Source organism: Pseudomonas fluorescens, from assembly GCF_902497855.1.
In the GTDB taxonomy this organism is placed as follows: Bacteria; Pseudomonadota; Gammaproteobacteria; order Pseudomonadales; family Pseudomonadaceae; genus Aquipseudomonas; species Aquipseudomonas fluorescens_BI.
In genome coordinates, this window is record NZ_CABVHU010000004.1 from 180914 (window position 1) to 201067 (window position 20154).

The window sequence follows — 20154 nt, forward strand, 5'->3', positions numbered from 1 at the left end:
GACCTCCGTCCGCTTTGGGGTGTCAGGTTTTCGACGAGTCGCTGATGGCGGCGGCCAGGTCCTGGTATTCCTCGCAACTGCTGCCACAGATTGATTTGATCTGCTGCAATTGCTCCTGCGCCAGGTCCAGCCGACCCTTGATCACATAGGCTTCGCCCAGGTATTCACGCACTTGCGCGTACTGAGGGTCGAGTTTTACCGCTTGCAGGTAATACCCGATGCCTTCGTCGGTGCGACCCAGTTTACGCGTAGCGTAACGCGATAGTTCAAAGCCTTGGCGGTGTTCGGTTGTTGCAGCGTGTCGAGCAGCGCGAGGGCTTCTGCGTAGCGACCGCCCCTGACCAGGCGATAGGCGTAATCGGTGCGGTCGGCATCGGGGACCAGGCTGCTGTTTTGCATCAGGCATTTCTGCTGCTTGCTGTCCCAGACCTGGCCTTTGGGGCAGCTGGGTTTTTCCACAGGTTCCTCTTCATCACCCTCGGCGAATGCAAGCGAACCGGACAGGGCGAAGGCCAGCAGCAGCGGGGTAGTGAAAGCAGCAAGACGGATGTTCATTGGCGATGCTCCACGGGTTGATGCGTTTCAGTTCGAACCAGTCAAGGTTGAGACATCGAGCAGGCCAACATAGTTGAATGTTCAGCACAGCAGGCGAATCGGAGCGCCCGCCGACCAGGCCTGGATATTCTCGATCATCTGCGAAAAGAACTGCTGATAGTTCTGCCGACTGACGTACCCGATATGCGGCGTGGCCAGTACATTCTCCAGGGTCCGGAATGGATGAAGCGCGGGCAGCGGTTCCTGCTCGAACACGTCCAGTGCAGCGCCGGCCAGTCGTTGTTTTTGCAAGGCCTTGATCAACGCCGGTTCATCGACGATCGGCCCGCGGGCGGTGTTGACCAGCAGCGCGGTGGGCTTCATCCAGTCCAGCGCCTGGGCGTCGACCATGCCACGGCTGCGCTCGCTGAGCACCAGGTGCACCGACAGCACATCGGCTTGTTCGAACAGTTCCTGCTTGCTGACATAGGTGACGTCGACTTCGGCCGCGCGTTCGGCGGTCAGGTTTTCGCTCCAGGCAATCACCCGCATGCCGAACACCTGGCCGAACCGGGCGACACGCTGCCCGATGCTGCCCAGGCCGAGAATCCCCAGGGTCTTGCCGTGCAGGTCGCCACCCAGGCCTTGTTGCCAACCGCCTGCGCGTAAGGCGTTGGCTTCGGCGACCAGGTTGCGGGTGGCGGCCATGATCAGTGCCCAGGTCAATTCCGGCGCGGCGTGTTTATAGCTGTCGGTGCCGCACACCTGAATGCCCAGTGCGGCGGCGGCCTCAAGGTCCAGGGCGGCGTTGCGCATGCCGCCGGTGACCAGCAGCCTGAGGGCCGGCAACTGCCGCAACAGGTCCTCGTCGAACCGGGTGCGCTCGCGCATCACGCAGATCACCTCGAACTCACCCAGGCGCTGCGCCAGGGTTGCGTTGTCGGCAGGGTAGTCATGAATAAAGCTCACCTGGCCAATGGCGTCCAGCGCCGACCAGTCCACCACGTCCCGGGCTACATCCTGCCAGTCATCGATTACCGCAATCTGCACCGCCATCAGCCTTACCTCATCAACGAAGGGGGTCAGTCTTGTCCAGCCAGGCCAGCAGCGCCTGGTGGAATTTCGCCGGTTCTTCCATCTGCGGCGCGTGGCCCATGCCCGGGAATTCGACCAGCGTCGACTGGGGAATCAGTTTCGCCACTTGCTTGCCGAGTACCTTGTAATGACCGATTTTCGCCTTGACCTCGGGCGGCGCAAGGTCCTTGCCGATGGCCGTGGTGTCGGACGTGCCGATCAGCAGCAGCGTCGGCATCTTCAAGTCCTTGAACTCGTAGTACACCGGCTGGGTGAAGATCATGTCGTAGATCAACGCCGAGTTCCACGCCACCTGAGTCTTGCCCGGCCCTTTGCTCAGGCCCGCGAGCATGTCCACCCAGCGGTCGAACTCGGGCTTCCAGCGGCCGTCGTAATAGGTGCTGCGCTCGTAGTCGCGGATGCCTTGGGCGGTGACCTTCAGTTCGCGCTCATACCATTGATCCACCGTGCGGTAGGGCACGCCGAGGGCTTTCCAGTCTTCCAGGCCGATGGGGTTGACCAGTGCCAGTTGGTCGACCTGATCGGGGTACAGCAGCGCATAGCGAGTGGCGAGCATGCCACCGGTGGAATGGCCGAGCAATGTGGCCTTCTGGATGCCGAGGGCCTTGAGCAGTTGCTGGGTATTGGTGGCCAGTTGCTGGAAGCTGTACTGGTAGTTGTCCGGCTTGCTGGACGTACAGAAACCGATCTGGTCCGGGGCGATGACCCGGTAACCGGCGTCGCTCAGGGCCTTGATCGAGGTGTCCCAGGTCGCGCCGCAGAAATTCTTGCCATGCAGCAACACGATGCTGCGTCCGTTGGCCTTGCCGTTGGCGGCGACGTCCATGTAACCCATTTGCAGGGTTTTGCCCTGGGACTGAAAGTCGAAATGCTTGACGGTGTAGGGGTACTCGAACCCTTGCAACTGCGGACCGTATTCCGGGCCTTCGGCGTGTGCGATGACCGGCAGGGCGGCGGTCAGCAGCAGGCTGGGCAGCCAGCGAGAGCGTCTCTGGGGCATGGGTAAACTCCATTGGAAATCCGCCGATGCTGGATCGGCATGATTAGGGCGACATTAAACACAGGCAATCACGGCGCAAGATCGTTCAACCCATCCAGCCCAGAGTGGCCAGGGCCAGTACGCCATAGCGGGCGCCCTTGGCCAGGGTGACGATCAGCAGGAATCGCCCCAGCGGCTCGCGCATCACCCCGGCCACCAGGGTCAGCGGATCCCCGATGACGGGCACCCAACTTAGCAGCAAGGACCAGTGACCGTAGCGCTGATAATGGATGCGGGCTTTTTCCAGATGGCGGGGACTGACCGGAAACCAGCGCCGATCGCGGAAGCGCTCAATGCCACGGCCCAGCCACCAGTTGACCAACGACCCCAGGACGTTGCCCAGCGTGGCCACCGCCAGCAACAACCAGAGCCAGTACCGGTCGCTGACCAGCAACCCCACCAGCAGCGCTTCGGACTGCAACGGCAGCAGGGTCGCGGCACCGAACGCGGCAAAGAACAGCCCGATGTACGCACCGGACATCAATGTGCAGGGTAGTCCGCCACCACCACGTCAGTGCCGTCCTTTTTCAGGCCGATCACTTGATAGGCATCGCTCATGCCGTCCATTTCCATGCCGGGCGAACCCATGGGCATGCCGGGGGCGGCGACACCCAGCAGATCGTTGCGCTTGCTCAAGGCCAGTACCTGATCCGCCGGCACATGGCCCTCAACGAATTTGCCGTTGATCAGGCCGGTGTGGCACGACGACAGACGCGGCGGCACGCCGTGCTGTTGTTTGAATTCGCTCATGTTGGTTTCGACGCGATCATCGACCTTGAAACCGTTGGCCTCCAGATGGCTGATCCATTTTTTGCAGCAGCCGCAGTTGGCGTCGCGATGGACTTCGATCGGGATCAGGTCGGCGGCCTGGGTCAGGGAGGAAATGAACAGGGCGCTCAGGGCGGCCAGACGCAAATGGGTTCGCATGGGGAGTCTCGTTTCGGGTTGCGGCCAGAAAAGTGCATTCTGACCATTCTAAACAACTACGAGGCACGAGACTGTTTCGAAGTAATACCGGATTCGACGCAACGTTGGAAAATCCTCATGGTGATCGCCGCAAGAAGCCAAAACGTTTCATCGGCTGTAACATGAGACCGTTTGCAGCCCCATCCCTGTAAAAGCCAGGAGCTTGGCTTAACGCCGGTCAGTTAAGGAAATTGTAGGAGCGAGCTTGCTCGCGATGGACTCAAGAGCGCCGCGTTTAACCAGCTAACACGCGTTATCGTTAACGACCATCGCGAGCAAGCTCGCTCCTACAGGAGCCGCATTCGCTTAACTGACTGGCATTAGGGGCGAGACTCGCATGCGGATACAACATTTTTCAGCTTCACGCACACATTCAGGAAATGGCAATGACTCAGTCGCAACGTTTGAAATACTCGATTCTGATCTCCCTGGTCGTGCTGGGCATCATGTTTGGCCTTTCTTATCTGCAGAACACCGGCGTCATCGACGAAAAGCTGTTCCAGTACATCGCCATTGGCGTAGCGGTGCTGGTGGTGGTGATCAATGGCGTGATGCGCCGCAAGGTCAAGCCCTGAACGGCGCCCATCGGCCGGGTTACTCGTGGTGGAGAACGGCGGCGGCCTGTGGATGCAGGCTGTAGCTCTTGTCCGGATTCAGGGTGATTACGCCTTCGCCGCACAGGCGCTTCAACACTTCCCGCACACTGAGAAACGACAGCGGGATGTCCAGGTCCAGCAAGTGACTGTGCACGCCTCGCACCCCCAGGCTGCGGTCGCTGTCGGCGGCGGTGAGCAAGGCGTCGATGACTTTCAGGCGAATCAGACTGGTGCGCAGGCCAAAGCTCTTGAGCAGGAACCTGATCCGCTCGTTGCCGTGGCGCTCGGTGCGTTGATCGAAAACGCCGGAGCCCATGGCGGTGCTCTTTGGCGCAGTGCTACCGTCCGTTGGCAGTTGCGAGTTGTACATGCAAAAACTCCTTTTCAGAGCCTGAACCGGAAAATGTGATGAGTGCTCTCATTCAATTAGACGTATGAGCCGGGCAAATCATGAAGGCTCAGATGTAGAAATTTTGTCGCCATCGCGTCAGCACCACGTCAGATGCCGTAATGGCGGGGGCCAAAGCCCTAAATTTTTTTTGTTCGTTTCGTTCTTAGGGGGAGGCACATTGCGGGCAACGACGCAGGGTGTGACCTTCGTTTATACGATCAGGAGCGAGCGTGATTATTTCCAGGCAGTTAACCAGGTTGAGCCTTGCCGCGATGTTGGTGGGCTTGAGTCTTGCGGCAAACGCGCGTAGCCAGCCGGAGCAGGCGACTGCCGATATCCGTCGCACCAGTTTCGGCGTGCCGCATATTCGCGCCGAGAACGAGCGCGGCCTTGGCTACGGCATTGGTTATGCCTACGCCCAGGACAACCTGTGCCTGCTGGCCAATGAGATCACCACGGTGAACGGCGAACGTTCACGCTATTTCGGCCCCGATCAGTTCACCGTCGAAGAGCGCGAAAACCGGGTGAGCGATGTGTTTTTCAGCTGGTTGAACACCCCCCGGGCCGTCGACGCATTCTGGCGGGCGCAAACCCCGGAAATTCGCCAGCTCATGGACGGTTACGTGGCCGGTTACAACCGCGCCCTGAAAGAGCGTCGGGCCCAGGGTTTGCCGCAGCAATGTCAGGGCGACTGGGTGCGGGAGATCACGCCCCAGGACCTGGTCAAGTTGACCCGTCGCCTGCTGGTCGAAGGCGGGGTCGGGCAGTTCGCCGAAGCCCTGGCCGGGGCCACCCCACCCAAAGCCACGGCTCAAACAGCCGCCGCCCCTGCGTCGTTCCAGGTCGCCGATTCGCGCATGCAGCGCTTTGCCCTGGATCGGGGCAGCAACGCGGTGGCGGTGGGCAGCGAGCGCTCCTTCAATGGCCGCGGCATGTTGCTGGCCAATCCGCATTTCCCCTGGGTCGGCGGGATGCGCTTCTATCAAATGCACCTGACCATTCCCGGCAAGCTGGACGTCATGGGCGCCGCGTTGCCCGGGTTGCCGATGATCAACATCGGTTTCAACCAGCACCTGGCCTGGACCCACACTGTGGACTCGTCCAAGCATTTCACCCTGTACCGCCTGCAACTCGACCCCAAGGACGCGACCCGCTACCTGCTCGACGGCCAGTCGTTGCCGATGAAGCAACAGACGGTGACCGTGAACGTGAAGCAGCCGGATGGCCAGACCCGGGCGGTGTCCCATGTGGTCTACAGCTCGCAATTCGGCCCGATCGTGCAGTGGCCGGGGAAGCTCGACTGGGACCGTCAGTTCGCCTATAGCTTGCGCGATGCAAACCTGGATAACGATCGGGTGCTGCAGCAGTGGTACGCGATGAACCGTGCATCCAGCCTCAAGGCATTGCAGGCGTCGGTGCATGAAATCCAGGGCATCCCCTGGGTCAACACCCTGGCGGCGGACGATCAGGGGCAGACGCTGTATATGAACCTGTCGGTGGTGCCGAACGTCAATGCCGACAAACTGGCCAAGTGCAGTGATCCCCGGGCGGGGTTGCAGATGATCGTGCTCGACGGGTCCAACAGCGCCTGCGCCTGGGATATCGACCCGCAGGCGGCGCAACAAGGCATTTATGCGGCTGACCGGTTGCCGCAACTGTTGCGCAAGGACTTTGTGCAGCACTCCAACGATTCGGCCTGGATGGCCAACCCGGCACAACCGCTCACCGGTTTCTCGCCGCTGATCAGCCAGGATAGCCAGCCTTTGGGATTGCGTTCCCGCTTTGCCCTGGATCGCCTGGGTGCCTTGAGCAAGGCCGGCCCGATTGCGGCGGCGGACCTGCAACGGATGGTCATGGACGACCAGGTGTATCAGGCTACCCAGGTGATGCCGGACCTGCTGCAATTCTGCGCGGCGGACCTGGGCGGCGATGCGCCGACGCTGGCGTCAGTGTGCGCCAGCCTCGAGGCCTGGGACCGCAGTGCGAATCTCGACACTGGCATTGGGTGGGTGCATTTCCAGAACGTCATGGAGGCGTTGCAGGAAACGCCAGATGTCTGGCGTGTCGGGTTCGATCCAGAAGATCCGCAACACACGCCCCGTGGCCTGGCGGTGGATCGTCCGCCAGTGGCGCAGGCCGTCCGCGAGGCGATGCTGGCATCGGTTGAGCAGGTCAACCAGGCGGGTCTCAAGGCTGACAGCCGCTGGGGTGACATCCAGGTGGTCAGCAGTGGCGGCCAGCAAACACCGATTCACGGCGGACCCGGTACCCTGGGGGTCTACAACGCCATCCAGAGCGTGCCGAGGACCGACGGCAAACGCGAAGTCGTCAGCGGCACCAGCTATTTGCAAGTGGTGACCTTCGATGACCAGGGGCCGCAGGCCCAGGGGCTGCTGGCATTCTCGCTGTCCAGTGACCCGGAATCGAAGTACTCCCGGGACCAGACCCTGGCCTTTTCGCAGAAGCAGTTGAGTGTGTTGCCGTTCACCGAGCAGCAGATCACGGCCGATCCGCAGTATCAGGCCCTGACGATTCGCGAGCAGGACGAAAAAGCCGGGAAGGTGGCCAAACAGTAAAACGATTGGTACTGGAGCGAAGAATGAAGGCCGCACCCCCGCAAGGGCTGCGGCCTTCAGCTTTTCGGCGTTTGTTGCGGAATGGCGTTGAGGACCGGGTTGCCGTCCTTGTTGCGGGTCAGGTAGACCGGCAGCACCTTGGGCAGCGACGCCACCAGGCTATTGAGTTCCTTGATGTTGTAGATGCCGCCAAGGCGGATCGAGCCGGTACTGTTGTCGGCCAGCATCAGCGGCTTGTCCAGGTATCGATTGATCAAGGGCAGGGCATCGGACAGCGCCAGATCATCGAGCACCAGTTTGCCGCTGCGCCAGGCCAGTGAATTATCGTTGGCGTAGGTCTGGCTGATCTGCGGTGTGTAGTCGCCATGTTTATAACGGGCCTGCATCGACGGCCCGAGACGCAAGCCATCGCCCGGAAGATCATCATTGCTGCTCACCAGCACCGAACCTTCTATCAGGTTGACGCGCACCTGATCCTCATACATCCAGACATTGAACCTGGTTCCGGTGACCCGAATCCTGCCGTCCGCTGCCCTGACGATAAAGGGGTGAGCGGTGTCATGGCTGACGCTGAAGAAAGCTTCGCCCTTATCCAGCGTGACCCGACGATGATCCTTGTAGTTGCTGAACGTCAGTTCACTGCCCAGGTTCAGTTCCACCTGGCTGCCATCGCTCAGGGTGACTTGCCGAACCGTATCGCCAGCCTCGAAGTGTTGGTAGGAATCGGGTAGCCAACCGAGGTTCCAGCCGCTATAGGCGGCCAGTGGCAACGCCAGGGCACACACGGCGGCGGCGATGCCGACCGTGCGCCAAGGCGTTGCTGGCTTGATCCGGACTGCAGGCACGATGGCGTCGGGACGAGGCAAATCCCCAGCGACTTCCCAAATGTCCAGCATGGCCTCGTACTCCAGCACATGAAGCGGATGAGCATCACGCCATTGTTCGAACGCCAGGCGCTCTTGCGCGGAGCAGTCGCTGGCGTGCAGACGCATGCACCAGTGCGCAGCGGCATCGGTGATGGCGTCATATTGGGCTTGCGAGAGAGGGCTGTCGGTCATTGACTCATCCTGATTTCCTGCATTCTAACCTTGAGCGAAGTCGACGAGAACAACCGTCATGGCAATTACCCATCAAACAGCAATGTTTTTCAATTAAACACGCTGAAAAACCGGTAGTTGCCATGCAGCATCCATAAAAAGAGTGAAAAAATAATCAAAAGCCTTTGGTCTTCAAGGCACGACTGCCGGTGTAACCGGTACTGGATCCAGTTGCCGGCCCATTTCACAGATGAGCATCGCTACCGAGTCCCCATTGCTCAGAATCGTATCGATCCGGATATGCGGATTCACACGGTCCAGGAAGGCGGTTCGGGCGTCGTTCAATGTTTTGGTACCGGTGATTTTTGTGATTTTCTTGGCGATATGAGCGGTTTCGGGAATGGAATCCATGCTTTCCCATGACCTCGTATCCTGGTTCTTTCGGGCAAACAACTGATCACGGGGCGTTGCCATCGACAAGGCTTCACGCTGGATTCGCTCAGATTTTGCTTTCAACTTCGATCCGGCTTGCGTGACAGTGTCAATGAGATCGGTGAATGGAAATCTTGCCTCCAGATAGGCGATGTCGATCGTCTTGGCGAAATGGTGTGAAAACTCATGGATCAACGTCTCTGCCTGAGCATGAGCATCGACCTCGAAATGCTCCGGCACAAAAAACTTGTAGTCATCGAGATCCTGTTTGAAGAAGGCATTTGAGAAGTACACTCTTTTTTGCATGTCGGATTGGACGGCAAATGCAATCACATTGTCAGTCGGTGAAGAGTTGGAACCAACGACGAACCTGTTGGTATCGAGTTCGTCCAGTCCCGGGTCCACCAGCGCTTGGCAGATGGGCACGATCACTTTTCTGATTTTGTCCAGAATCGGGGCGTCGATTGCGTTCACGTCAAAAAACGCTCTCAGAAAGATGTCAAGTCGAGTGCCTGGAGTGGCGGTACGCAACTGTGTAAAGTTGTGAAGGCAATTAAAGGCGTAGTACCTGGCCAAATCCATTGCTTGCACGATAGTCTGGGCTTTGGCGGGATATTTACGCCGTATTTCGTCCATGCCCTGTGCTTCGATATTAAACCCTCTCGATGCTATGAAACGGGTTGTGGCATTGTTCGCAAATCGGGATATCGCCTTGCCATAGTGAATGGATTGCGGGTCGGCACCGAGTACCAGCTGAGGACCAGGGGCTTTTTCCAGAAAGGGGCCCGTTTGCGTTTCGTTCACCATGCGCCAGGCCCCGCCGTGCTTTGCGACGCGATAGACTTTGCCCAGAACAGGGGCGTAGTGATGTGTGGTCGTAGGGTCGCGATAGGTGCCCTCCGTTGCATCTTTCTGAAACTTTTCCAGATCGACTGTCGGCGCTTCATACGCTTGCGCTGTTGTCCGGCTCGCGGAGGTGGTGTTGATGGCTGACCACTGCGGCGCAACGACAGGCTGTTCCGCCGGTTTGTTTACAACTTGTTCTACAGATTGTTCTACAGAGTGTTCAGCAGGGGGGGCAGCGGGTATTTCTGTCGAAGTGACTGCCGCAGGGGTAGAGGAGGCCGGATTTTCCTGCATCATCCGCCCCATCGTGACCATCTGCGCCACACCATAGATGAAGGATTTGAATGCACGTTTCCATTCCTGGTCTTGCAACGCCTCTGCAGAATCCTTGAAATCCTTGTAGGCCTGCCACAGAAACAGACCACAGGACAATTTGCCTGGCAGGAATCCAGACACCAGCTTGATCCCGGAACTGAACAGTTCCTTGGCTTTTTCCCAATCGGTTCGCGCGGTAACCGTGGATTGACTGCCCAGCATCTGCTTGAGCAGCAGGATGTTGTCCTGAAAAAGACGCTCCAGCACATTGCCGGTAATGGGGTTTGAAGCGAGGGTGATTTCGGTGGTTTCGCCCACGGTGGAATTGAGCAGATTTTGAAACGTCGCCCGGGACGATTGGGGCAGGCGCCGGATCAACAGGTCCTGCAATGGCCCTGGGGTATTGAGTGCGACAAGCAGACCGGTCTCGGTCTCGAATTCGGTGAAGGGTGGCCCGACAAAATAGGGCGCGTAGAGCACCTGCCGACCGGCCACGTCTTTGCCCGGGCTGATCAGGTACATCCCCAGGGCCTCGATGGCTGTGGCGCCGGCCGTGGATATCAACTGCAGCGGGCGGATGATCGCGTCTGCCCCTTTGACCGCGGCCCGCGCCGTGGCATTGGGCATGTCCAGTAGCTGCTCGATTGCGTCGAACGCCTTCTCCGACAATTGCTCTTGCAGTTTGAGCGCGTGGGCCTCTTGCAGGAGGTGCCAGGGCAACTGTCGGAAGTAGCGTAGCTTTCGTGCTTTGGCATCGTCGCTGTCGCCCGACAATTGCTCCGAAAGCAACTGTTCATACACGGATTTGATGTTCAGCTGTAACAGCATTTGGTTGACAGCCGTGGTATCCATCCCTTTCGGCAGTGGCTTTGAAGTGGTCGAGGCTATGGAGAAACTTGTTCCCTGGAGCACATTGACGTGATTCAGCGCAAATTCGCTCAACGATTGTGCGGGGCCGGCGATGGCTAACGCCGGTGTAACCTTGATATTGTCGGGGTCAATGAAAGTGCCCTTGAAACGGGTTTTTTGCAGGGACACCAGCTGCTCATGCACATAGGCAGTGAGGGTTTTTATGCCATGCAGATAGTCTTTACCGTCCTCCAGGCTATGGCGGTGTTGCTCCATTATTTCGATATGTTTTTGCTGCTCGACCAGTGATGCCATTCCCAGCCAGGCAGGCAAATTTTGCCGAGTGGCGATGGCCTCGCCAATATCCTTGGCTCGCTGCAGATTGGTGTAGATGGGTTGCCGCTTGAGTGCGTCCAGGGCTTTTGTCTGTTTCGTTGCTGTCAGTTTCAGCGCGCGAACCTGGTCGCCAACCGCAAGAAAGTGTTCGATGGCCGTCTGTTGGCGGTGGAGCAGCAGATTGTTCTCGATTGGCCGAAAATTACCCAATTCGTACTTTTTATGGAACATGCGCTCGGCAGGCAGGAGATTTTCAAGCAGCATCAGTCGCTTGATCGGGTCAAGCAGGCGTCGTTGCAGCTCGGTCCTGGCCGTGGCGACCGACTCAAAGGCCTCCAACCCAAGCGCCGGGGTCCAGAGAATCGCCCGGCCGGAATTGGGTGTGTCCAGGCCCCCGCGTTCGGTGAGCATGAAACAATGGTGCACGGCCAGCGACGATGTATGGCCCTCGGTTTCAAGGCTGAACCAGTAGGCATCCGGGCGAAATCCATTCAGCGCTTTACGCTGGCGGCGGGTGGGGCGGTCGGGGTCGAGTACCGTATCGACAATAGCCCTATCGACTTCCGACAATGTGCGGTTAAGTCGACGAAGGCTGGCCTCGCCACGAATACCTACCGACAGGGCATTGGCCAGTGCGGGTTTCATGTCTTCCAGGCTGGTTCTCTGCAGCGCACCGGTCGCCACAGGTTGCGCCTGCCACTGCTCTTCGAGAGCTGATTTCACGCTATCGAAGGTTTTAGACAGCGTTGTCGCCTTGTCGGCCAGAACAATTGACGGACGCGATTGCCCCGTAATGACCTGCTGGGTGCTCCACCGACCCTGGGTTGGCATTTCCAACAACTGATTGTCGATCATGCTGCGCACGTCCAGTGCCTTGTCGAACAGCGCCGCAATACTCACGTCACCGTCGCTGTGCCGGAACACCCCCAGCGCGTATTCGACGTTATGCAGCTGTTTGTCGATGATTGAGTCAAACAGCGACTCGAACACTGAACCTGCGATCGCGTCGCCGGAAACCTGAGCCTCCTTGAAGCCGAGAAAACGATGACGGTCTTCTTGTGTCAACAATTCGTACAGTTCATCGTCATGCCCTTTGGCAACGGCCTTGGCGCGCACGGTGTCGTGCAAGTCATCAGGGCCATCAAGCACCTGCAATCCGCTGGCGGGGGTAAAGAGATAGGCATCCGGTTGAGCAATCATGAATGAGCCGGCCAGCTCAACGAAATCCGCGGTGTGTTCCCACAGGCGCACAGCTTCGGGAACCAGCGGTGATTGTGTGGTTCCAGTGGTACTGCGGTCGAATAAAACCTCCAGTGCCCGACTCTGTTCAGGACTGATGATCTTGTCCTGTCGCTTGAACAGGATGTCCGCCCGAGCCTTGTCGCTGATGGCCTGGATGAACAGCTTGCGTCGGGACTGCCCGTTCGGCAGCACATGATTCCAGTACGTCCGCAGTTTTTCGCCGAGCAACCAGGCTAGCCCGGCGGACGCGGTCTTGACTGCCTTTTTCCATATCTCGTTGTCGCGCTCGGCCTGGTCCGGATCGTCGGGGGCCAACGTTCGGTCCGGGTGGTTGAACGCTATGGTCTGGTCTGATGGCCAGCCTTGGTGGCGATAGAAAAGCATGAGGGCGTCACTGAGGGGCATCGATATTCCCGATGCGGAGTTCACACTCGAATCAATCCCGAAGTCGACCCGGGTGTCGCGTTGCTTCAGTCTTGCAAAAGAGCGGCCTAACAAACCGTCAAGAATCTCATTCAGCGAATCTGTCAACGGGGGCAGTTGTATTAACGCCTCCAGCAACCGCTGTGCATTCTGTTGCTGATGGTTCTTGATGACTGTTTTTTGGTCTTCGAATACCTCACCCTTGATGATTTCGCGAGTGATCTCGGTGATCGTTTCGCCTTCCAGTTCGATGCGTTGGGCTATCGAGGCAAAACGCAACAGTTCATCGCGCTTGGACTCGTTGGTCAGTCGCAGAATCAGCTCTGCGGTGAGTGAATCGACGTCATCGAACTTCTCGATCCCGCCATAGGGCGTATACAGAATCGCATCTTTGTCGTCGGGCGTGGACGACAACATGAAACACCCGGCCAATGGCACCGGCGCCTTGTCCTTTACCTTCAAAAACAGTTTTTCGGCAGACATGGGAGGCGTCTGCTTTTGTCGAAGTTCATCGCTCGCCAACTCGATATGGCTGAGCCAGGAAAAGTCCTTGCTTGAAAGGGAGTGAGTTTTTCGGAGTTCTTCGTGCGTACCCGGCTCATCCAGCACTTGCGGAAAAAATAATGGGGAGGGAGAAGTGGTCATGGAGGTCTCGATAGGATCGCCATATCGGCGAATAATGAATGAGCCTCCAACCTAGGTGATGCCCGCGCGAGCAAGGTGGTAAATAGTTATCGCAGTGTGCCGTGCCGGGTCGGTTACATTGAGCCGGTTGAGCGGCATTCAATCGAAAGATTGACAGCTGGCTCGGGTCGCGTTGTTAATCGGTTTGCTTAACCCTCGTACGCTGTTGCCCCCTCCAATAATTAGTCTGGAGCTTCAGATGTCTGCGCCACACGATCAAGTGTCTACTGCTGTCTCGCAAAACCTGTCCTTCGAAGCGCTGACGGGCTTGCTTGAGAAGATCTTCCTGCGTCACGGTACGTCGGCCGAGGTCGCTCGCGTACTGGCGCAAAACTGCGCCGGCGCCGAACGCGATGGCGCCCATAGCCATGGCGTATTTCGCATCCCCGGGTACGTATCGACATTGCAAAGCGGCTGGGTCAATGGCCAGGCGGTGCCGGTGGTCGAGGATGTGGCCTCGGGTTTCGTCCGGGTCGACGCCGGCAACGGTTTCGCCCAACCGGCGCTCGAGGCGGCACGTGCGTTGCTGGTGGAAAAGGCCCGCAGTGCCGGCATTGCGGTGCTGGCGATTCGTAACTCTCACCATTTCGCCGCCTTGTGGCCGGATGTCGAACCCTTTGCCTATGAAGGGCTGGTGGCGCTGAGTGTGGTCAACAGCATGACCTGCGTCGTGCCGCACGGCGCCGATCGTCCCTTGTTCGGGACCAACCCGATTGCCTTCGCCGCGCCGCGGGCCGATGGCGAGCCGATTGTCTTCGACCTGGCCACCAGCGCCATTGCCCATGGCGATGTGCAGATTGCCGCCCGCAAGGGCGAACGCTTGCCCGTGGGCATGGGTGTGGACAGCCTCGGCCAGCCGACCCAGGATCCGAAAGCGATCCTGGAAGGGGGCGCGCTGTTGCCGTTCGGCGGGCACAAGGGCTCGGCACTGTCGATGATGGTGGAACTGTTGGCGGCCGCGTTGACCGGGGGGAATTTTTCCTTCGAGTTCGATTGGTCGAACCATCCGGGCGGCAGGACCCCCTGGACCGGTCAGTTGCTGATCGTCATCGACCCGAGCAAGGCGGCTGGACAGAGCTTTGCCGAGCGCAGCCAGGAACTGGTGCGGCAGATGCACGGTGTGGGGCTCAAGCGTTTGCCGGGGGATCGACGCCATCAGCAGCGGGCCAAGGCCGCTACCGATGGCATCCAGCTTGATGCTCAGACGTTGGCGGGTCTGCGGGAATTGGCTGGACTGTGAAATCTGCTGTTCATACTGGAACGGCGAGTTCGATGGGTAACGCTAGTCAGTGTAGGAGCGAGCTTGCTCGCGAAGGTCTCAAGCGCGCCGCGTTTATTCAGAAAACACGCGTCATCGTTAACGTCCATCGCGAGCAAGCTTGCTCCTACAGCTTACCGCCGCCCCAGCAACAATCCGACCACCAGGCCAAAACCGGCGGAGATGGCCACGGTCTGCCACGGATGGCCACCAATATAGGTCTGGGTGGCTTCGACCGCAGGCAGGGTCCGGTCGCGGACGCTGGTCACCGAGTCCCGGGCCTGCTGGAGTTTCTGGGCGATTTGCCCACGAAGGGTATCCGCTTCCTCACCGACCAGTGAGGCACTGCTCTTGAGCAGTTTTTCCGACTCTTCGATCAGAGCCTGCAGTTCGCTGAAGGCCTGATCCTTGATTTGATCTTCGGCGACTTGTGCGGCGGTTTTCCGGGCCATTGAGGTACTCCTTGCAGATGAATGGACAGTGAACAATGGAGTCTGCGACCGTGGGAAAAGTTGCAGCGAATTTGCCTGCCGGCGTCATCCTGATGAAAAATCCGGCGCAGGAAATTTCTTTCTACAGTGTAAGATGTCGCCTATTTTACGCAGCAGGTATTCCCCATGAGCTTCAATCTGGCCGACAGACCCCTCCCAGAGCGCGCTGCGCTTGAAGATGAGAAATCCCGTCTGTTCGAACTCTGGCAAAACAACCTCGGCAAATCCAAGGGCGAGGCGGCGCGGTTGTTTGGCGAACGGGCCAAGCGCAAAGGCAAATGGGCCGAGTGGGTGCGCGCCGAACTCGACGGCATGTCGCCGCCGGAATTCGCGAACATGGTGCGCAGTGAAGTCAATCGGCTGATGGCTGCCAAGTAACCTGACCCCGACGTACATCCCCACCTACGGGTTTTTTGTACAATCGCAACATTGTTATTGGGTGTGCGCAAAGCTCGTGACGATTGCTTCACGCACTTTCAATACCACCGGATCAAGCTGGGTGCTGGTGCGCCAGCCCAGTTCGATCGGGTAGCGCGGCAGGTCCAGCGGGCAGGGCAGCAGCGCCAGGCCGCTGAGCGCCGCGATGCTTTGGGCGGCGTGGGCTGGAATCGTCGCCACCGCCTGACTGCCCTTGAGCAAGTGCGGCAACGCCGCAAAGTGCGTGGTCGAGGCGCTCACCCGTCGACTCAAGCCCAGCGCCGCCAACCCTTCATCGGTGATCCCGATAAAACCGCCGGACGACACCAGAATATGCTCGCGGGCGACGAACTCTTCCAGGCTGATGCTGTGCTGTCCCTCGGCCAGGCTCAGCGGATCGACCAGGCACTGGTAACTGCCTTCACCGAGCACCTGACGGCTGAGCAATCGTTCGGCAAAACCGCCGGCGGTGATCGCCAGATCGATGCTGCGCTCCATCAACGCCTGGGCAACGATCTGACTGTGAGTCTGGCGGAAGATCAGCCGCAGCCCTGGTGCGCAGAGGGCGATTTCTTCGATCAATCTGCGCCCGTAGGCGATCTCGAAATCATCCGACAAGCCCAGTGTGACCGAGCGCCCGTCGTAGTGATCGGCGGCCGGATCGACCATCGCCAGGCTTTGCCGGCATTTGTTCAGCGCGTCGCTGACTACCGGTTTCAATTGGTTGGCCTTGAGTGTCGGCGCCAGGCCGCGGCCGGTGCGCACGAACAATTGATCGCCATACAACTCGCGCAAACGGCGCAACGCGGCACTGACCGCCGATTGCGTCACGCCCAGCCGCAATGCGGCACGACTCGCACTGGACTCCTCATGCAAGGCTTCAAAGACTTTAAGCAGATTGAGATCGACAGTGGCGATATTCATTGTGTTCATATCATTCAGCAGTGAATCGGTCTTTATTCATGATCCAGTGACGGCCGAGAATGAGCAACACCTCATTACCTTTCGGAGACTGCCATGCCCAAGTCAATTGTTGCTGCGCTGCAAATCGGCGCCTTGCCGGGCGGCAAGGCCGAGACCCTGGAACAAATACTGTCGTATGAAAACGCCATTGTTGAATCCGGCGCCACGCTGGTGGTCATGCCCGAAGCGCTGCTCGGCGGTTACCCCAAGGGCGAGGGTTTCGGCACCCAACTGGGTTATCGACTGCCGGAAGGCCGTGAAGCCTTTGCCCGGTATTTCGCCAACGCCATCGACGTGCCCGGTGTGGAAACCGAGGCGTTGGCTGGCTTGTCGGCGCGCACCGGGGCCAACCTGGTGATCGGTGTCATCGAACGCGCCGGCAGCACCTTGTATTGCACCGCGTTGTACTTCGATCCGCAGGCCGGGCTGGTGGCCAGACACCGCAAGTTGATGCCGACCGGTACCGAACGGCTGATCTGGGGCAAGGGCGATGGTTCGACCTTGCCCGTGATCGACAGTCAGGTCGGGCGGATCGGTGCGCTGGTGTGCTGGGAAAACATGATGCCGTTGTTGCGCACCGCGATGTACGCCAAGGGCGTGGAGGTCTGGTGCGCGCCAACGGTGGATGAGCGGGAGATGTGGCAAGTGAGCATGCGCCACATCGCCCACGAAGGACGTTGCTTCGTGGTCAGCGCCTGCCAGGTCCAGGACTCACCGCAGGCCTTGGGCGTGGACATCGCCAATTGGCCGGCGGACCGGCCGCTGATTGCCGGCGGCAGTGTAATCGTCGGGCCGATGGGCGACATTCTGGCTGGACCTCTGCGCGGCGGGCCCGGATTGTTGACCGCCGAGATCGACACTGACGAGCTGGCTCGTGCGCGCTATGACTTCGACGTGGTCGGACACTACGCGCGTCCGGACGTGTTTGAACTGACGGTGGACGAGCGCGCCAAGCCCGGCGTCCGCTTCATCGCATAACACCCACGGTGAAGTGAGGGTTCAGCGCTGTTGACGCCACTCCTCGCGGGTGATTTCCCAGATTTCTCTCGGTAATCGCCCGCTGACGAAGTCGCCCTCGTCGGTGCCGATCAAGCGCATGCCCGTGCGCTGCGAGAGTTTGCGCGAGCCGATGTTCGGCACCGCTTTCGGAACATGCAGCACTGACCGACCGAGCGTCTCGAACCAGTAGTCGGTCGCGGCGGCACTGGCTTCGCTCATCAAGCCCTGGCCTTGCCATAGCGGTGCGAGCCAGAAGCCGCGGTTGTTGTCCTGCTCATTCATCAGGCTGATAGTGCCGATCAGTCGCCCGGGTGCCGACTTCAAACGGATCGACCAGTGCCATTCCTCGCCGCGGGCCATCGCTGGCAGGGCGCTATCGCGCAGATAAGTCAGCGCACCGTCGGCGGGATAGGGCCAGGGCACCAAGGCGTTGAGATAGCGCACCACTTCCCAGTGCGGGAACTGTTGCTGGATCGCCTCGGCATCGGCCAGCTCCAGCGGGCGCAGGATCAGGCGTTCGGTGTAGAGCGTGGGAATGTCCATGGGTGCTGCCTCCTTGTCTGTCCCTATTGAACGTTATCGCCAGCGCCGGATTTAGCGGGGTGTGGCATTCGGCCCCGACAGGCTGAGCTTGCCAGTGTCGACAAAGCGCAGGGTACCGAACAAGCCGCCAGCCAGTTTGCCGCGCAGCACGTAAGGCACGTTGTTCAGCGTCTGCGTCTGGCTCAGGCCCAGGCCCAATGTCTGGCGCAATACCGAGAACGCCGAAACGCTCACCGGCACGGTCAGTACAGTGTCGGAAAAGCGCGCGATCGTGCCCGACTGATCACTGACGCCCGAGGCCAGTGGCTGGCCATTGACCTCCAGGTCCAGGGCTACGCCGTTGTAGTTGATCGCGGTTTCATTGGGATTTTGCACGCGTATCTTCACGGCAAAACGCACTTCCATGTCCTGGCTCGGCAGCGGCTCGAAGCTGACCACGTTGATGTTCAGCGGATCGCGATTGGGCAGCAGGGCACAGGCGCTCAGGGAGAGCAACAGCAACGGGAGGCATAAAGCGAGGAGTCTGCGCATGAACGGGCTCTCGACAGAAAAAGGGATCGAACCACCGATGGCTCGATCCTGAACTCAATTGGGCGGTTCACCTGTGCGACCACGTTCACTGTGAGGGGTTCGCCGCAGCCTGTCACTTGTTGATGCGCAATGTGCCTTCGGCAAGCGCCGGCGGATTTTCCATGACTTGCAGGATCGAGGCTTCCGGATCGAAATCATCCTCTTCCAGCTCGATGAATTCTTCGGGCAGGAACACATTGAGCATGATCGCGCACAGCGCCCCGACGGTGATCGGCGATTCGAATATGTTGTGCAGCGCCTTCGGCAATTCACGCAGCACTTCCGGCACGGCCGCCACCCCCAGGCCCATGCCCAGCGAAATCGAAACGATCAGCATGTTGCGCCGATGCAGGCCGGCTTCGGCGAGGATCTTGATTCCGGCCACCGCCACGGTGCCGAACATCACCAGTTCGGCACCGCCGAGCACGGGTTTGGGCATCAGTTGCAGGACCGCGCCTATCATCGGGAACAACCCCAGCACCACCAACAGGCCGGCAATGAAAAAAGCCACGTAGCGGCTGGCGACGCCGGTGAGCTGGATCACCCCGTTGTTCTGGGCGAAGGTCACCATCGGCATGCTGTTGAACACCGCCGCCATGGCCGAGTTGAGACCGTCGGCGAGCAGGCCGGACTTGATCCGGCGGATGTAGATCGGGCCTCTGACCGGCTGCCGGGAAATCATCGAGTTGGCGGTCAGGTCGCCGGCAGCTTCCAGCGGCGACACCAGGAAAATCACCGCCACCGGCACGAACGCCACCCAGTCGAAGGAGAAGCCGTATTTGAACGGCACCGGTACGCTCATCAGCGGCACGTCGGGCAGGCTGGCGAAATTGACGTCACCCAGCAGCCAGGCCACGGCATAGCCGAGGGTCAAGCCGATGACAATCGCACCGAGGCGCAAAAACGGCACATCGACGCGGTTCAACACGACAATGGTCCCGAGGACCAATGCCGCCAATCCCAGGTGGCTGGCCGCGCCGAGATCCACCGCGCCGAAACCGCCGGCGATGTCGGTCATGGCGACCTTGATCAGCGACAGGCCCATGAGGGTGATGATGGTCCCGGTTACCACCGGGGTGATGAGCATGCGCAGTTTGCCGATGAACTGGCTCAATACGACTTCGATGAACGCCGCGAAAAAGCACACGCCAAAGATCGTCGAGAGAATTTCATCGGGGCCACCGCCCCGGGCCTTGACCATGAACCCGGCGCTGAGAATCACGCTGATGAACGAGAAGCTGGTGCCTTGCAGGCACAGCAGCCCGGAACCGACCGGCCCGAAGCGCCGCGCCTGGACGAAAGTGCCCAGGCCCGAGACGAACAGCGCCATGCTGATCAGGTACGGCACTTCGCTTTGCAGGCCCAGGGCGCTGCCCATGATCAGGGTGGGGGTGATGATGCCGACGAAACTCGCCAGTACATGTTGCAGGGCGGCGAAGACCGTGGCGGTCAGGTGCGGGCGGTCGTCGAGGCCGTAGATCAGGTCGTTGTGGCGCGGGGCAGGGGCTTTTTCAGAGGCGGTCATGTGGTGTGCGTGCCAGAAAGGCGGGCC

17 protein-coding genes and 1 pseudogene are annotated in these 20154 nt (G+C 59.6%); 5 read left to right on the plus strand and 13 right to left on the minus strand.

All coding sequences use genetic code 11. The features are described from left to right. Nucleotides 1-22 precede the first annotated feature (22 nt). The 5 genes and pseudogenes from F8N96_RS10675 to F8N96_RS10695 form a co-directional block, all read right to left on the minus strand. Nucleotides 23-555, minus strand: a pseudogene (locus F8N96_RS10675) (tetratricopeptide repeat protein). A gap of 81 nt (nt 556-636) precedes the next feature. After that, nucleotides 637-1590 (minus strand): D-2-hydroxyacid dehydrogenase family protein, encoded by a 954-nt coding sequence (locus F8N96_RS10680; RefSeq protein ID WP_150797767.1) that lies wholly within the window; start codon nt 1588-1590, stop codon nt 637-639. A 13-nt stretch (nt 1591-1603) separates the two neighbouring features. Further along, complete coding sequence (locus F8N96_RS10685; RefSeq protein ID WP_150797768.1) at nt 1604-2629, minus strand: alpha/beta fold hydrolase; 1026 nt, start codon at nt 2627-2629, stop codon at nt 1604-1606. 85 nt (nt 2630-2714) lie between these two features. Next, on the minus strand, nt 2715-3149 hold the full coding sequence (locus tag F8N96_RS10690; RefSeq protein ID WP_150797769.1) for a YqaA family protein: 435 nt from the start codon (nt 3147-3149) through the stop codon (nt 2715-2717). Continuing rightward, entirely contained in the window at nt 3149-3595 is a 447-nt protein-coding gene (locus F8N96_RS10695; RefSeq protein WP_150797770.1) for a DUF411 domain-containing protein, read from the minus strand. The genes F8N96_RS10690 and F8N96_RS10695 overlap by 1 nt, the downstream gene beginning before the upstream one ends. A 425-nt stretch (nt 3596-4020) precedes the next feature. On the opposite strand from F8N96_RS10695, the gene F8N96_RS10705 reads away from it, so the two are divergent. Further along, nucleotides 4021-4209: a hypothetical protein gene (locus F8N96_RS10705; protein WP_064677543.1), complete on the plus strand. Its 189-nt coding sequence runs from the start codon at nt 4021-4023 to the stop codon at nt 4207-4209. A 19-nt stretch (nt 4210-4228) separates the two neighbouring features. Here F8N96_RS10705 and F8N96_RS10710 read toward each other — a convergent pair whose 3' ends face one another. Then, complete coding sequence (locus F8N96_RS10710; RefSeq protein WP_064677544.1) at nt 4229-4600, minus strand: hypothetical protein; 372 nt, start codon at nt 4598-4600, stop codon at nt 4229-4231. 251 nt (nt 4601-4851) lie between these two features. Between F8N96_RS10710 and F8N96_RS10715 the strand changes: the two genes are divergently transcribed. Further along, complete coding sequence (locus F8N96_RS10715; RefSeq protein ID WP_150797771.1) at nt 4852-7197, plus strand: acylase; 2346 nt, start codon at nt 4852-4854, stop codon at nt 7195-7197. 56 nt (nt 7198-7253) lie between these two features. Here the strand turns inward: F8N96_RS10715 and F8N96_RS10720 are convergent, their stop codons facing one another. Together F8N96_RS10720 and F8N96_RS10725 are read right to left on the minus strand one after the other, a co-directional pair. After that, entirely contained in the window at nt 7254-8255 is a 1002-nt protein-coding gene (locus F8N96_RS10720) for a FecR family protein (protein WP_150797772.1), read from the minus strand. 171 nt (nt 8256-8426) lie between these two features. Continuing rightward, nucleotides 8427-13322: a dermonecrotic toxin domain-containing protein gene (locus F8N96_RS10725; RefSeq protein WP_150797773.1), complete on the minus strand. Its 4896-nt coding sequence runs from the start codon at nt 13320-13322 to the stop codon at nt 8427-8429. A 238-nt stretch (nt 13323-13560) separates the two neighbouring features. Here F8N96_RS10725 and F8N96_RS10730 point away from each other — a divergent pair, with 238 nt between their 5' ends. Next, the gene (locus F8N96_RS10730) at nt 13561-14601 is read left to right on the plus strand and encodes an Ldh family oxidoreductase (protein ID WP_150797774.1); all 1041 of its coding nucleotides are present in this window, start codon (nt 13561-13563) and stop codon (nt 14599-14601) included. A gap of 152 nt (nt 14602-14753) precedes the next feature. Here the strand turns inward: F8N96_RS10730 and F8N96_RS10735 are convergent, their stop codons facing one another. Then, on the minus strand, nt 14754-15071 hold the full coding sequence (locus F8N96_RS10735) for a DUF883 family protein (protein WP_150797775.1): 318 nt from the start codon (nt 15069-15071) through the stop codon (nt 14754-14756). Between the two features lie 165 nt (nt 15072-15236). Here F8N96_RS10735 and F8N96_RS10740 point away from each other — a divergent pair, with 165 nt between their 5' ends. Continuing rightward, complete coding sequence (locus F8N96_RS10740) at nt 15237-15488, plus strand: hypothetical protein (RefSeq protein WP_150766575.1); 252 nt, start codon at nt 15237-15239, stop codon at nt 15486-15488. 54 nt (nt 15489-15542) lie between these two features. On the opposite strand, the gene F8N96_RS10745 is transcribed toward F8N96_RS10740, so the two are convergent. Then, nucleotides 15543-16460, minus strand: coding sequence for a LysR family transcriptional regulator (locus F8N96_RS10745; protein ID WP_150797776.1), 918 nt, complete (start codon nt 16458-16460; stop codon nt 15543-15545). A gap of 84 nt (nt 16461-16544) precedes the next feature. Between F8N96_RS10745 and F8N96_RS10750 the strand changes: the two genes are divergently transcribed. Next, the gene (locus F8N96_RS10750; RefSeq protein ID WP_150797777.1) at nt 16545-17468 is read left to right on the plus strand and encodes a carbon-nitrogen hydrolase family protein; all 924 of its coding nucleotides are present in this window, start codon (nt 16545-16547) and stop codon (nt 17466-17468) included. A 21-nt stretch (nt 17469-17489) separates the two neighbouring features. Here F8N96_RS10750 and F8N96_RS10755 read toward each other — a convergent pair whose 3' ends face one another. From F8N96_RS10755 to F8N96_RS10765, 3 genes are all read right to left on the minus strand, one after another. Further along, nucleotides 17490-18032, minus strand: coding sequence for a GNAT family N-acetyltransferase (locus tag F8N96_RS10755; RefSeq protein ID WP_150797778.1), 543 nt, complete (start codon nt 18030-18032; stop codon nt 17490-17492). Between the two features lie 51 nt (nt 18033-18083). Beyond that, a complete protein-coding gene (locus F8N96_RS10760) occupies nt 18084-18563 on the minus strand; it encodes an LEA type 2 family protein (protein WP_150797779.1) in 480 nt (159 codons plus the stop codon). 112 nt (nt 18564-18675) lie between these two features. Continuing rightward, on the minus strand, nt 18676-20127 hold the full coding sequence (locus F8N96_RS10765; RefSeq protein ID WP_150797780.1) for a nucleobase:cation symporter-2 family protein: 1452 nt from the start codon (nt 20125-20127) through the stop codon (nt 18676-18678). Between the last annotated feature and the right edge of the window lie 27 nt (nt 20128-20154).

What these genes read in the sequence shown, in the direction of transcription:
- F8N96_RS10765 (WP_150797780.1), bottom strand. Translation starts at nt 20,127, where the DNA reads ATGACCGCCTCTGAAAAAGCCCCTGCCCCGCGCCACAACGACCTGATC.
- F8N96_RS10760 (WP_150797779.1), bottom strand. Translation starts at nt 18,563, where the DNA reads ATGCGCAGACTCCTCGCTTTATGCCTCCCGTTGCTGTTGCTCTCCCTG.
- F8N96_RS10690 (WP_150797769.1), bottom strand. Translation starts at nt 3,149, where the DNA reads ATGTCCGGTGCGTACATCGGGCTGTTCTTTGCCGCGTTCGGTGCCGCG.
- F8N96_RS10710 (WP_064677544.1), bottom strand. Translation starts at nt 4,600, where the DNA reads ATGTACAACTCGCAACTGCCAACGGACGGTAGCACTGCGCCAAAGAGC.
- F8N96_RS10695 (WP_150797770.1), bottom strand. Translation starts at nt 3,595, where the DNA reads ATGCGAACCCATTTGCGTCTGGCCGCCCTGAGCGCCCTGTTCATTTCC.
- F8N96_RS10725 (WP_150797773.1), bottom strand. Translation starts at nt 13,322, where the DNA reads ATGACCACTTCTCCCTCCCCATTATTTTTTCCGCAAGTGCTGGATGAG.
- F8N96_RS10705 (WP_064677543.1), top strand. Translation starts at nt 4,021, where the DNA reads ATGACTCAGTCGCAACGTTTGAAATACTCGATTCTGATCTCCCTGGTC.
- F8N96_RS10680 (WP_150797767.1), bottom strand. Translation starts at nt 1,590, where the DNA reads ATGGCGGTGCAGATTGCGGTAATCGATGACTGGCAGGATGTAGCCCGG.
- F8N96_RS10755 (WP_150797778.1), bottom strand. Translation starts at nt 18,032, where the DNA reads ATGGACATTCCCACGCTCTACACCGAACGCCTGATCCTGCGCCCGCTG.
- F8N96_RS10750 (WP_150797777.1), top strand. Translation starts at nt 16,545, where the DNA reads ATGCCCAAGTCAATTGTTGCTGCGCTGCAAATCGGCGCCTTGCCGGGC.
- F8N96_RS10735 (WP_150797775.1), bottom strand. Translation starts at nt 15,071, where the DNA reads ATGGCCCGGAAAACCGCCGCACAAGTCGCCGAAGATCAAATCAAGGAT.
- F8N96_RS10685 (WP_150797768.1), bottom strand. Translation starts at nt 2,629, where the DNA reads ATGCCCCAGAGACGCTCTCGCTGGCTGCCCAGCCTGCTGCTGACCGCC.
- F8N96_RS10745 (WP_150797776.1), bottom strand. Translation starts at nt 16,460, where the DNA reads ATGAACACAATGAATATCGCCACTGTCGATCTCAATCTGCTTAAAGTC.
- F8N96_RS10720 (WP_150797772.1), bottom strand. Translation starts at nt 8,255, where the DNA reads ATGACCGACAGCCCTCTCTCGCAAGCCCAATATGACGCCATCACCGAT.
- F8N96_RS10730 (WP_150797774.1), top strand. Translation starts at nt 13,561, where the DNA reads ATGTCTGCGCCACACGATCAAGTGTCTACTGCTGTCTCGCAAAACCTG.
- F8N96_RS10740 (WP_150766575.1), top strand. Translation starts at nt 15,237, where the DNA reads ATGAGCTTCAATCTGGCCGACAGACCCCTCCCAGAGCGCGCTGCGCTT.